The organism is Paenarthrobacter sp. 2TAF44, assembly GCF_052114885.1.
Lineage (GTDB): Bacteria > Actinomycetota > Actinomycetes > Actinomycetales > Micrococcaceae > Arthrobacter.
On record NZ_JBFRFP010000015.1, the window covers coordinates 23,540 to 37,210 of the forward strand.

A 13,671-nucleotide genomic window follows, 5' to 3' on the forward strand; every position below is an offset into this window, starting at 1 on the left:
CGACTGCTTCGATGGTGACATCAGCCGTTGACACTGTCCCGCTCCACTGCAGCCGAGATCCACTCGGGATTCTTTACTTCGAACCGGCGGAGTGTCTTGTTGATAACCCGGTCATAGTCATCAAAGTAGACCTCAGAAGCTTTCAAACGCGCTCCGCAGTCGCTGTCCACTAGCCGGCGTGAATCATCCGCTCCCATCGTGCCAACGATCTTGATGCCAAACTCGCGAATCATTGCTGAAGTCAGCCTTCTGTCGACGCTGGCTGGCCTATCAGCAAGTGCGATGACATGGACCCCGAACTCGGGGCCTTCCGTAAGGATTCGTTGAAGTTGAGTTGCCGAAGAACTATCGCTCAGGGTGTAAAGATCGCTTGCCAGTTCGCGGGCCCGTTGAATTCCCGCCAGCATCACCACATGTGCCGGCGCCGCGTAGTCGCTTCGCTGGATTCGCTGCTCCAGCAGTTCTGTGAGTTGAGACATCGTTCCCGGGAGTCCGCGTGGACTGACCAAGGAGACCGCCGGAGACATTGCGTCCTTGAGCGGTTCGGACGCAGCATCAAAGACACCGAAATCGACGAACGTCGTCGTGACGCCAGCTGCCGCTAAATCCACGGCTATTGCCATGAGCGTGTGCAGTCCTTGATCGTCGACGACAAGCAGGCTTCGGCCAGGCGAACGATCTAACGTCACGCTAAAAGGACCTTCCAGTGACATCGGAGCTCCCACCATGACGGCCAACTCCTTATGTGGATCACTCCGTCCAAGGAGCTGGGCATCAAGGCTTTCAATGGACTGTGGTTCGGAACCCTCAAAGACAATTGGCTCACGCTTTACCCAACCGCCCTTGTTTGCGCGGGAGCGAAGGTCTTCAAGGACCTCGTGCCGACGCTTCGGATCCCAATAGCTTGCCTGAAAGCGATCATTTCCCTCACGCAGCCCATTTTTCGTATTGAGGATTCCCTCGCCTGGGCGTGTCAGGAGCTGAGCGTCGGGGTTGCCCTCACCGAGAAGGAGCCTTGAGTCGGCTTCCGAACTCGAAAGGACCAGCCTGTAGAAGATCTGATCTGCAAGGCTCCGGAAAGCTGAGCCGACCAAGGCGATAGTTTGCGATCCCAGGACTACGTGAATGCCAAAAGCGCGGCCTTCCTTAATAACGCGCTCAAGAAGTCGCTCGCCCTCACGTCGTACTGCGTCTTCCTGCATCAACAACTTGTGGAACTCATCGATCATGAGAACGATACGGGGCATTGGTTGACCCGTGGCGCGGCGATAGCCCGTCACATCAACCACCGATCCACCCTGTGCTTTGAACTTGGCGCCCCGCCTTTGAATCTCGGCTTCGAGCTCCAACAAGACACTGACAGCGAACTCCCGGCTGCTTTCAATCGCTACTGCTCGCGCATGTGGAAGCTTCGATTCGGCGTACTGCTTGAACTCAACTCCTTCTTTGAGATCCACAAGGTAAAGCTCAAGCTCCGATGGGTCGTAGTTGAGCACAAGGTCGAGAATCAGGGCGTGAAAAAGAGACGATTTTCCAGAACCCGTTTGACCGCCTATGAGTGCGGAGGATTCCATCTTGGAATTGAAGATGAGGTTCGCAACGCCGGAGGATCCCATTCGTCCAAAGCGACTCTCGACTCCGTTTGCGGAGGAAGCCGCCCACCATGTTCCAGGATCATTTGGCATCGCGATCCCTTCAGAGACGCCTAAGCCCCGTTGGGCGGACAGTGCGTCCCGCCGCATCGCAATTTCTACAACCGTCTCGGGAAGGACCCGGGCTTCAGTCTGAGATGCCAAGCCCCGGAGAACTTTGGCGCATATCTCTTCGCGGACGGTACTCGTCGGCTCTGCAGGGAACGTGAGACGCCAGGTTAGTTTGATGTCCTTGAGGAACAGCGAATCGGGCACATGCAGTGGGGCATCAAAAGCTGATGTTGCATACAGATTTGGTAGCCCGGCAAGGGCAGACTGTGTTCGTTCGTGAGCGGGGGTCTCGACGAAAAAGAAGACGCCAGCACGGCGTCCCACGGATGCGAGACGCTGCAAGCGGGACAAAGCCTCTTGGTCGAAGGAGCGACCGTCCCGCGTGAACATTTTGGGGAAGTCATAGAGGAGGACAACTCTGTACGGTTCAGCCACTTCTCCTGCGGCAATATTGTATTCCGTGAGACTGGAGTGCTGACCCTGAAGATACTTTTGCGTCACAAACGTGACATGCTTTTCGATCTCGATCAGTAGCTTCGAAACCTGATCCGAGGTCGTCCAAATCGCATCTCCGAGAATGTGATCCCCAGCGTCATTAAGGCCATAAAGAAAATCAAGTGACTTCCCGAGGCCTACAGGATCCACACCGTCAATACGAAGCATCCCGGCGTCCACGGTATCCAAAAGCTGAAGAACGGATGATTCAATGGCGTTCCGCTGATCCGTTACGAAGCCGCCGGCAGCATCCAAGTCAACAACCACGGGGTAGTGAAAGAGAGCTGGGTTATGCTCTATGGCGATCGTCTGTGTAGAGGCAGACTTTGAGCTGTCTGCCGCGACGTGGCTGGCAGTAAATGTATGAGCCGAAAGAGTATTCTCGCCGACATAGACGCGAGGCGAGTCTATGTCACCCGCTGATACCGCTCCGCCAAGCCAGCGAGGTTTCCCCTGCAGTGGACCGGGACCCAACGAAAGCGCAAAAGAATCTAGACCGAGCGTGCCATCCGTCAAGTCCCTTTTAGATCGGTCCATCCACATTTTGAATGCTCGTTTGTTGATTTCGTCGAGCTTGGCGTCACGCTTTTTTTGTAGCTTCTCCACTACGGATTCGAACGGAGCCAGAACAGACCGTCCTGCCTGAGTAAACTCCTTTATATCTTCAAGCCGTTTGATCTGAAAGAACGGAATTCTCTTGGCGTCTGCCCGATCAGCGACTTCGTCTGCTTGAAGCATCCATTCCAACGGACTGATTGCGGGACCAGGGGAACCGCCTCGAAGGTCATCCACGGTAATGCCCCGGGGCTTCAACGAATCTAGTAGTCTCCTGCGTGCTTCCCTGAGTTGTTGCTCCAGAGCTCTGTACTCGTCGACTTGCACGTCGATCTCTTGCTGGGGACTAACCCAACGGACGCCAATAGAATCGTTGAGTTTCCTCACGGATGCAATGGCCGAAACTTCCACCTCAGCCGCGTACTTGGCCCACAAATCTTCCAGGATGTAATCGCCGAGCTGAGACAAAGCAACCACAGCAGAGGAGTCCTCAGGGATATTGGATCTTCGCCCGACTATAACCTTGGATGCCAGCCCACGAAGCTCACTTATGAATTCCTCCAGAGAAGGAGTTAGGCCTCCGCACCACACGTACTGGCCGCTGCTAAGGCTTCTTGCTTCGTCTGCGGAAATGTTCAGCGCCTCTTGCAGGCGTTGTTCAATTTCACTCTTACGAACACCTGCGTCAACGATGCGAATCACTTGCTGCACTCGAGTCCCCCTGGCAGTGTCAAAAGCCGCTTGTAGAGCTAGGGGTAGCATATGTGCCGGGCGTCCGCATTCGGCTTAGAGTCCTCATATTACGAGTTCAGATTTTCGGAGACAGCCGGAATCAAGGCACGGAATCTGAGGAGACCAGCCCCACCGATTGAACTGGGCGAAAGAAGGTCTATAGCGCGGTCATATCCCCTACCCCAGGCGTCCCCTCAACCAAAGCGTAGCGCTGCATCACGGCACCCTTCGGCGAGGCGACCACCGGCTCAATGAGTCGTAGGTTCGTCGGAATCACCCCATCGGCGAAGACCTTCTTCCCGCCCCCGAGGAGGATCGGATACACCCAAAGCGTGAGCCGATCGAAGAGCCGCTCGGCGAACAGGGTCTGCACGAAGTCGAGACTGCCGATGACGTGTATGTGCTCATGCTTGTCACGCAGAACCTGCAAGGCAGCCACCACATCAGGACCGAGCTGAGACGAGCCATCCCACTCAAGGTTCAGCGCCTGGCGGGAGGCCACGTATTTCGGAATCCGGTTGAACAACTGCGCTATGCCCCCGTCCTGGTACGGCCAGTACCCGGCAAAGATGTCGTAGGTCCGGCGCCCAAGAAGCAGTGCGTCCATTCCCACCATCCCGGATTCGACCTGTTCGCCGACCGCGTCGTCGAACAGAGGCGCCTGCCAACCGCCAAACGCGAATCCATCGGCCGGGTCCTCTTCGGGTCCCCCCGGCGCTTGCGCGACGCCGTCTAGCGTGGTGAACAGGTCGATCTGGATGAGTCCCATGCCGGGCTCCTTCTCGTCTGCCCGTCGTCACCCCGGCGACGGGATCACTCCGAGGCTTCCACAGGATGCCTTGCGAAGCAACGGCCAACGGAGAACATCGACGACGGCGACCCCACCTGCCGCTGTGACCCCACCAAACGTCTGGTCGGAGCAGTCTCTAAACTTCCCGGAGCTCCAACTGTGGCGCCGGCATCCGGAACCCGCAGGTCAGGGATTGCAAGCCCTTCGCTAACAGTGAAGAAGAATCCACTCACAGCAATAAATGAATGACATTCGTTTACTCGAGGCGTAAGCCTCGTCACAGTCGATATCTGAAGCGAACCGAGACCGCACGAAACGCCACAGCCACGGAGCGGATGAAGGGCGAAGGCAAACCTGCCTACTTGGCTCCGAGCCGAGAACGCCTGCCATGTCCTTGCCCCAAAGCCGACGAAAGGCAAGTTTCCACCCCCTGCATTGATAACCTGGGCGCCCAAGACGATTGCGGCCGAGACACCGGCGAGCCCGAACAAACTAGGCAGGTTATGCTCCAGAGCCCAGGGTCTGCTCAGGAATGAAGAAGACGCCGTCAAATCCCGCTGTAACCTGGTAACCTGTATCGTCGGCAGTTTCGGGTGGAGGCCAGTTTGATTCCGGTAGTGGACATTTTTGCAGGGCCAGGAGGGCTCAACGAAGGCTTCTCCAACGTGTTGGACGCAACAACCAACAAGCCAGTCTTCAAGACAGCCCTATCCATCGAGATGGAAGAATCGGCTGTCCGAACCCTGACACTCCGGGCGGCATATCGTCACCTACTTCACTCCGATGGCGGTCTTCCCCCGGTTTACAAAGAGTTTCTTGATGGGAAGCGGTCCCTTGCCCAGCTACATGACGACGCCCGTTTTGCGTCAGCGTATCAAGCAGCTCAAAAGGAAGTTCGCAAGTTCGAGCTCTCGGAGAAGTCACGCGCGGAGTCCGATCAAATCATTCAAGAGGCACTCGGCGAAAATTCCTCGACCTGGGTTTTGATCGGAGGCCCACCATGCCAAGCGTATTCACTTGCGGGACGGTCGCGGCGTACAAATGACCTCGAATTTGAGAACGACCACAAGCACTTCCTCTATAGGGAATATCTCCACATCATCCAGCGCTTCAAGCCGGCCATATACGTAATGGAAAACGTCAAGGGTCTGTTGTCCGCTACGAATGGTGGAAACAAGATGTTTGAGCTGATTCGCAAAGATCTTACTAGCCCATCGGAGGACCTCAACTACACGCTCCACTCCATGGTGGTCGAGACCGGCCCCGACGGTCCAGGGCCGCAAGATTTCATAATTCGAGCCGAAGACTTCGGAATCCCACAGAAACGCCACCGCGTGATTATTGTGGGGATAAGGACGGATCTTAATCTTGGCGCTCCCGCGGTCTTGGAAAAATCGCTTCCGGTGACTGTCGCAGAGGCAATTGGTAACTTGCCGAGGATCCGTTCCTCGGTTTCAAGGACAGCGGACCCCGGAGGTCAGCTCTGGGCCGAAGTTCGACGGAGCATTCACGAACGCGGAAAGAAGGGCATTCTGACAGAAGCGCCCTCCTTCAGGCCCAATACTAAATTGGACACATTGTCTTCGTCCTCGGCAGCCGTGCTCAATGACGACATTATGTCGAACATTTCGGCAAAGACATACCACGAATGGATTTCCGAAAGGTCCGGTTCGGCAACTCTCCAGCATGAAGCTCGTGGGCACATGATTGAAGACTTGGAACGCTACTACTTGCTTAGTGGCCTGGCTCAGTCGCTCGCCGATAGCCCCAAGGTGCGGCAACTACCTCGGAATTACTGGCCCAATCACAAAAACGTGGAATCTGCTTCCATGCCTTTCGAAGATCGGTTCCGCGTCCAGGTATGGAACAAACCCTCCACAACGATCGTCTCGCATATCGCCAAAGATGGGCACTACTACATCCACCCTGACCCGAACCAGATGCGCAGCTTAACCGTCAGAGAAGCAGCGCGACTGCAAACATTTCCAGACAATTACTTTTTCGTTGGGAATCGAACACAGCAATACACCCAAGTCGGGAACGCTGTACCTCCGCTGTTGGCCTTCAAAATTGGCACCGCCGTGGCTGACCTATTGTCGTAATCAACCGTGTGCGGGTCCACCTCCAGATGTCATGTCGGAAATTCCCAAAGCTTCTGCGGAATCGCTAAATAGAGATGCCACAAATACGTCAATCTGTTCAGGGGTCATAACAAAAACGGACTGAACAGCCATCTGCCTGAGCAGGCGCTTAGTCGCATCGCGAAAAAGATCCATTCGCCGTCCGGTCTTTGCGGCAGCCGTAACCGCTAACAATTGCCTACCCATTGATCTTGCTAGCAAGGGGTAGCCCCCTATTCGAGGCTTTTCCAAAAGGTTAACAACCTCGTCTTCTCCGAGTTCACCGGCCAACTCAGGACCCAACAGATGAACTCTCCACCACAAGCGACCGATAGTTGTTCTCGTAAAGTCGAACAACCGGTCTTCGGAAATCATCCAACGCCGAGATTCCGCACTGAACTGTCCATAGCGCCAAAGCACTATATCAGGCACGACGGCAGCGTTAAAGAAATTCCAGACATCAATCGAAGAGGCGTCCGCGGGCATAATTGCCATCTGAGCGTGAATCTCCGGACCGACGGTCCGGTCAAACTCGACCAAAACCTTATTGCTAACCTTCGATGGGAAGCCGAATTCTCCGGCTATGCCCAGTATCTTTGTCCGGAGATTGTGGAGTTCGGACGAGCCCGCACGCTGCCTAGCCAGCGGATAATACTGCGCGGTCCCAACATCGAGATCAAGTGCTATCGAAATTTCGGACAGACTCTGGGTGCGAAGCAGCTCCCAAGAGCGCGCAGCATCGTGCAGGGGCATGCGTGGGTAGCACAAGAGTGCACCTGATGTGGTCATTTCGATTTCCCGCTCACCTTTGCTTGGAGCTCCGCCTCAACCCGTCCTGGATCCTCCCGGTAACGCTGCTGGACCTGATCAAGGGTCCCTCCTACAAGGCGCACGACAGTTGACAATACGTGTCCCAGTGATTCTTCTGGGTAGTCCATTTCGAGACTTAGCTCCTCGGAAGTTAACGCTTCGCGCAACAATTGCCGCATAAAATCTATCTCGAGGAAACGAAGCCAAGTCTCCGCCTCGGCAGATTCGGAATCCTGAAGCATATGAGCGATATAGTCATTATCGGAATTTAGCCACAACCAAATGGCCGCCGAGGCACTCGTTGCCAAATCATGAGTCGTCAGTCGCAACCACCAGAGTGCGTTACTTGATCCCGTAAACCCGTGTTCGGCAAAACTTACCGGCAGCATAGGAAGTCGGGGCGCGGTCCCTTCAAGAACAATTTTTCGCCCATGCACAAAAACCGTGTTTCCCAGCTTCTTTGGGGCAAATGGGCTACTTGAAACGTTAACTTCAAGGAGTGAGATTTGGAACTCTAAGAAAAGCGTTCCGGAAATTTGATGCCCAGGGACAGCTAAATAGATCTGCTGACGACCGCTTCGAATCTCGTGTATGTCAGAGGCAACAATGAGTGGCGTACCCGTAGAACGGGCCACAATCACCGCACCTAAGACCGCTGCTTGGTCGAGTCCCAACTGCTCTTGGGTGGCATCGAGATCCAGCTCAAACGAAAACTTGACTAAGATATCGTCATAATATGTCCAGTCCTTTGCCAGAATTTCGTCTTCACCTAAAGAGACGTCACCGATCAGGATTTCCCATGAGAGTTCGGAAATCCTATGAGCAGGCAGCGTCAAGTGTCCTAGGCTAACTCCCCGCATTTTCGAACTCCTCCACAGAGGCCGTCACGCGGATGGCGGTGTCGGCAGGCTGAGTGAACATCGCGATAATCACGTCCTCATTCGGCACAGTCACAGGGAAGGTTTCCTCCAAAGATCGCTGACCACCGGGTGTAACCCAGCCTGCAAAGCGCGGCATTGCAGCCCGTTCAGGGCTAGACGACTCGTTGCCCCCAGACTCAGTGACAACCCGCGCCGTAACGCGAACCTCTGCGATATTTCCAGGGCGTCCCCCACTTAGTGAGAACGGATATTTTGCAACCACTTCCGTACCTAGGAAATCTAGTGACGAATCAGCGATTTGGCGGATTGACGCCTTTCTCGGTCTCCTGCTTCCTGCCACGCCGGCCGTATTGGATGCTTCTTGTTCCTCGGCTCCAGTCCCCGAAAACCCGCTGAGCAGACTCCCCAACGCGGCCGAGACCCGGGCCGCGCCTTTGGAAGCAATCCCGCTGCCCGCTTTCGCGCCTTGGGCGGATAGGATACGAAATGTCTCACGAATCCTGTCCAATGTGATTCTGACAGGATTTGGCGCGTTCCGTTCCGTCGCAGCCTTTTGGTAGACCCAATCATCGTGTGTCACAGGCTCGGATAAAGCAAACTTCTCGTTCATGCCAGGGGTAGAGACAAATACGCCAAACACCGGTATCCCATTTGGCTGGGCAGCGACAGAAAGATATTTTACGACCATTCTTGGATCTCTTAGCAAGGCCACCGTGTTTTCAAGTTCTGAACCTGTTGAGACTGGGGTGGTGCTTATCCGGTGCGTAAGGAGGCCGGAAGTCAACTTTGGGCGCTGCATCCGGATGGGTGTGAACACCGTTTGCCAATTACCCTCATGGCCAGGGTCCAAGATGCGTCGACGTGCTTCGATGTATGCTGCCGCAAATTCACGATAGACCGGATGAGATAGAGGATCCGCCATTGGCACAATTTCACCATCAGCTGTGAATTCAAACCGAATATTCTGCCCTTTTCCAAGGTCCAAGGCATGGGGCCAAGCCCATTTCAAGGCGGCCTCGGCAATAGCGGTCACTCGCTCTCGTCCATTCTTGACTCCATCGAAGTCCGGTGCAATGACCATTATGCTGGTCCCCGTTGCATCTTCCTTCGGGATCCTCATGCCCAGACGTTCAGCCAGGTGTCGAGCATCCGGCCCCACGACAGGATCCACAATCCCATCTTCACCAGGAACGCCCCACCAGTTACGGCCCGTGTACCGGCTAGCGCCGTCGTCGTAATCCCCATCGCCGCCGGAGACGCCAATCAGACGCGGCTCAAGTATCCCGTTATGATGCGCTTGGGAATAGATCAGGCACAAACCTACTTGGCTCGCCCGGTAGAGCACTCCTTTGCCAAGCCCGTAAGTTCCTCCTTCCAAACCTTTCGACGTAGAACGTCCAAGATTTCGGATGAAGTCCACGAAGTCGCGATGTTCGCCATGGACGCTTGACACATCCGCTCGCACGGGACCTCCCAAGCCTCTAGTTCCTGAATCAGAGATCACCAGGACTCGAATTCGCTTGGAATGAATAAACCGATGCAGTCCCGTTGACCTACACTTGGGCGGCAACTCAGCAAAGACCTGTTCGGTCAAGACACTCGTCTGGTCTTCAGACATCTCATACTCATCTACGGAGTAGCAGATGTGTCCGGTCTTTTCTGTCCGTGCATCCCAGCTGTTCTGTAGAGACTCTCTCAATACAAGGTCCCACAGCCCCAACGACGTCCGACCAATGGCATTGTCAGCAGAGCGCGCATCGAGCCCACCGTCCGCTCCGTACTGTTGTCTGTAAAGCGAGAGCGTCATGGTGCACTCGTGCTTGCTAGGGCAACAGTGCTCACATCGTGATCGACGTGTTCGAATTGTCCCAAATCAATGGAGTAGGAAATATTGCTCAAGCGATCGATTATTCCAGCGGGGACCAAGGTCTCCGGAGCGATCCTCGGAAAGTCCTCATTTACCAGATAGGACTTTTCCGACAGTACTAGAAATCTAATTTTATCGTAGGCTGAAGAATCCGCATCATAGTAGTGAATGCTCCGCAGCGCGGTAAAGAGCGCGATTCGCGAAACACCCGACGCGATAAGTTGTTCAATCTTCCCGGGAACCGAAATCCCGTTTGGTGATGGTTCGAGTTGAAAGGCACGCAAATATAGATTCCCAGACTCAAGAAGAGACAGCTGGCGTCCGCCATGGATAGTCACCACCAAATTGTTATGATTGGTGGTGGCTTTAACCTCCACTGAACAGTCTTTGAAGACGAAGTCGTGCCGGCTTCCTTCCGGCCCTTTCCATGCCGCGATGGCTGTTGGACCGTGTATCGTCACCAAGTCTCCGAGAAATATCAACTCCGCCAGCAGACCCGACAGTTGCGTTGTTCCCAATACCGCATCGACCGCTACTTCAAACAGGTTCCTCCATCGATGTAGCGAAACACTTACAGCGTTAGCTGCCCGACTTGGTTCCAACTCAATAGCATCCAGGATGTCGTCCACCAAAAGACCGAACTGGTGGTTCAAGTTGCGGTCAAGGCACCTCAGGACGACAAACGGAAGCTGGGTCTCGTCGGCGGTGAGTTCCAAAGTTTGCAATTGTAGAGACTTACTCTGCCACGCCAAAGGACCGTCCTTAGTTTCACCGAGCGGAACCAGCACTGTTGGATGCCCTTCGGTATCAACAGCATGCAGAACATCACCATTTGCTGCCACTACGCCTGACTTCCTCGAATGAAACCTGCCCGATGTCGAAACGTCTTTGGCCAAGTAGTCGAATACCGACCCAGACGTTTCTCTCATGACTTCACCTTCTCGTCTTCGATGGCTTTAGCTTCATCCAGCTCATCTGCCGCTCTGAGCTCATCTTCCGCTGTCTCGAGGTACCCCGCGTCAACTGGGGCGGCAACATAATCCACTGCGGACTTGGGATTGCGTGACTCGGGGAACATGAAGCAGAGACCGATGACGTGGTCAGCAGCGAACAAAGGTGCCCTGCCATTTTCGATCCGCTCCAAGGAAGCAGGCTCTCGACTCGGATCTGACTCTTTGGCAATGGGATATATGCAGAGCAACCCGACCCGGTTGGTCTCCCGCAGCTGTCTGTATTGAAGCAGCTGACGGTCAGAGAGCTGATCACTGGCCTTCATTCCCAGCGACTGACGCACCAAGTCGAGACCAACTTCCAAGTCTGCAATTCGGTCGGAAGTAGAAGCAATCGCCTTTAGGTTGGCGGTTCCCTCATTATTAGGAATATACATCTTCTTACGACGCAGAAGCCGAACTTTTCCCGCAAGTCCCAGGTTCAGTTCACCTTCACCATTCAACGGTTCCATGATCACCACATTCCATCGCATCAAGTCACCGGCCGCTTGTTCCTTTTGGATATAGCGTCTTATGGCATCCTTGTCGATCGACTTTGCGGCATCGTGTATCTCATAGGATTCTAAATAGCTGAGAATACTACTCGCGGTAACCTCCATGAATCCACGTCGAGACCCTGGTAGCTCCGACTCCACATGCCCCTCGGAAATAAGCCGCTCAAACAGCTGCCTTGTAGCTGCGATATTATTTCGCAGCCAGTTGGAATCATTTTCCTTGAACATGATGGTCTGAACTCGACGGCCAGAATAGCTAACTTGAGCTTTAACAGCTGCTCGCATCTTAGCTGCTGAGGTAACAGACATCTGGGGATGCGTACGGATTTTTATCGGCAGTTCGGCTGGTGTCTTGCCTTCAACCTCATATACTTTGATCTCTTGCCTGATCTCAGCTTCCACAATGGACAACATCAAGAACCAATTTTTAAGTTCAGCACTCATCCAAATACGTATGAGGTCCTCATATCCGGCCCGATATCCAAACCAACGGCCCATCTGTAACAGAGTGTCGTAAGCCGACGAAGCACGGACAAAGTAGCTCGAGATGAGACCTTCGAGCGTCAGCCCACGGGAAAGGGTGTTACCACCAATCACAATGGCAGTTTGTGGATGCTCCTTGTCATACTTTAAACGGTCATTAGATTGGTAGTTGTCAACAATAACTTTCGTCTCGCGTAGGGTCACCAGCAGGTGCGGAAGGAGTTCAGCAAAGGATATATTCCTGTTGCCGAACGATGCGGCGTCGACTCGATCCGACTCCGCATCCCAGAGCGTGCGAAAGACTTGGGCTGCACTTTCCTCGTTAGCGAGCTCGGAGCTCAGCGCATCCAAGTGGTCTACAACGGCCTCCGCAGTCTTTTCGTGTGCGGCTGCCAACATGGATGTGTGTATGAGCATTGACGAATGGGTGACCCTGCCTGCACGAAGACGACGCGCCGTTGTGGCCAATAGAAACCACCGAATGGCCGAGTCCATTGCTTCAGGGACGTCAGGCGCCCACTCGTCCAATAAGCCCTTGCCACGCGGTGGTCGAACGGATTCCACCTCCGACTCCGACATCATTCTGACGACGTCGAGACCAGCATCATCTATATCGGCGCTTTCCATCTGACCAAAGATCCGCTCTGCACCAAAGTAGTTCTCCGGACGGGGTAAATCAACGATAAAATCTCGGGGATATAGGTCCTGCTCAACGCTGGGATCGATCAGCAGGTTTGCAAAGGGTGTTGCGGTGTACGCGATATATGCAGCCTTAGGATTGGATAAAAGGTCACGAATCAACCCATTGATCGTGGACTGCCGTGATGTTCCAACATCAATGGATGCCTGATCCGCTTCATCATCGATAATTAGGATTGGGCAGTTCTGAAGTGTTGTCGTCGAAGCTGTCTTAATCCATTTGTGCAATCGGCGTAGTCTGGCTGGATTCTTCTTGACAACGGCAATCGAACGCAGCGCCTGTGAATTTAGAATTGCATCAGCCGTAGTTGTCGCACTAAAGTCAGCATCAATGGATGTCAGTGGATGCACATGCGGAGTACAAGGATCTATCAGGTATTCGTTGATTCTTTCTTGGGTTTGAGTCCGCAGATTCTCAGTGGTTCCTGTAAGAACAATGATCAGCCTGTAACCCACATCGGCAGCCTTAGCGACCACCGACATGAAGTTCGTGGTTTTACCGCTCTGAACATAGCCCAGAACCAAGCCACGGGTTCTAATAACTTCCTTTCCAGGAGGACTGCCCAAGCCAATCACTTTAGAGGATGCCGCATCCACCCCCGCAACTGCGGTCTCCGGAAGCTCTTGGAGCAACCTTGCTTTTAGGGTCGGCCAGATAACATCTTCGCGGCGAGGGCCTGGATACCAGAAGCCTCTCTTCCGCTCGATCTCGGCCAAGACGCCAGGGTCCGGAATCTCCCTGATGAGGTTCAGGCGCGTTTCGTAGGTAAGTCGAGCCGCGTGCACGAGACCTTCAGGCGCATGGGCCAGAGCACTCTGTGCGCCCTGCAACGTCATCCCACCTGCCACCAAAGCGGCAAGCGTATCGGCCATAGCGTCGACGTCGTTGTCGGAGTACTGCGTTGCCCCCATTTGGTCCCCATTTTCGGTATGTCATTGCTAGAAGCGGGTGTAAATCTGATGCTATCGCCAGCTAATCACAGAGTCACAATGTTCTCAGTCCTACTCACCGAGGTTGCCAAGCACCCGTTC

8 protein-coding genes are annotated in these 13,671 nt (G+C 54.3%); 1 reads left to right on the forward strand and 7 read right to left on the reverse strand.

Annotated elements, in window-relative coordinates:
- Positions 1-20 precede the first annotated feature (20 nt).
- Positions 21-3,464 (reverse strand): FtsK/SpoIIIE domain-containing protein, encoded by a 3,444-nt coding sequence (locus AB4Z15_RS15540; RefSeq protein ID WP_442017994.1) that lies wholly within the window; start codon positions 3,462-3,464, stop codon positions 21-23.
- Between the two features lie 178 nt (positions 3,465-3,642).
- A complete protein-coding gene (locus AB4Z15_RS15545) occupies positions 3,643-4,254 on the reverse strand; it encodes a dihydrofolate reductase family protein (RefSeq protein ID WP_442017995.1) in 612 nt (203 codons plus the stop codon).
- A gap of 638 nt (positions 4,255-4,892) precedes the next feature.
- Here AB4Z15_RS15545 and AB4Z15_RS15550 point away from each other — a divergent pair.
- Positions 4,893-6,377 carry a DNA cytosine methyltransferase gene (locus tag AB4Z15_RS15550; protein WP_442017996.1) on the forward strand — a complete coding sequence of 495 codons (1,485 nt, stop codon included), beginning with the start codon at positions 4,893-4,895 and terminating at the stop codon, positions 6,375-6,377.
- On the opposite strand, the gene AB4Z15_RS15555 is transcribed toward AB4Z15_RS15550, so the two are convergent.
- The 5 genes from AB4Z15_RS15555 to AB4Z15_RS15575 form a co-directional block, all read right to left on the reverse strand.
- Positions 6,378-7,184: a hypothetical protein gene (locus AB4Z15_RS15555; protein WP_442017997.1), complete on the reverse strand. Its 807-nt coding sequence runs from the start codon at positions 7,182-7,184 to the stop codon at positions 6,378-6,380.
- On the reverse strand, positions 7,181-8,041 hold the full coding sequence (locus tag AB4Z15_RS15560) for a hypothetical protein (protein ID WP_442017998.1): 861 nt from the start codon (positions 8,039-8,041) through the stop codon (positions 7,181-7,183). The genes AB4Z15_RS15555 and AB4Z15_RS15560 overlap by 4 nt, the downstream gene beginning before the upstream one ends.
- 10 nt (positions 8,042-8,051) lie before the next feature.
- Complete coding sequence (locus AB4Z15_RS15565; RefSeq protein ID WP_442017999.1) at positions 8,052-9,551, reverse strand: hypothetical protein; 1,500 nt, start codon at positions 9,549-9,551, stop codon at positions 8,052-8,054.
- Positions 9,552-9,889: 338 nt separating this feature from the next.
- Positions 9,890-10,795 (reverse strand): PD-(D/E)XK motif protein, encoded by a 906-nt coding sequence (locus AB4Z15_RS15570; protein WP_442018000.1) that lies wholly within the window; start codon positions 10,793-10,795, stop codon positions 9,890-9,892.
- 83 nt (positions 10,796-10,878) lie between these two features.
- Entirely contained in the window at positions 10,879-13,551 is a 2,673-nt protein-coding gene (locus AB4Z15_RS15575) for a Z1 domain-containing protein (protein ID WP_442018001.1), read from the reverse strand.
- Between the last annotated feature and the right edge of the window lie 120 nt (positions 13,552-13,671).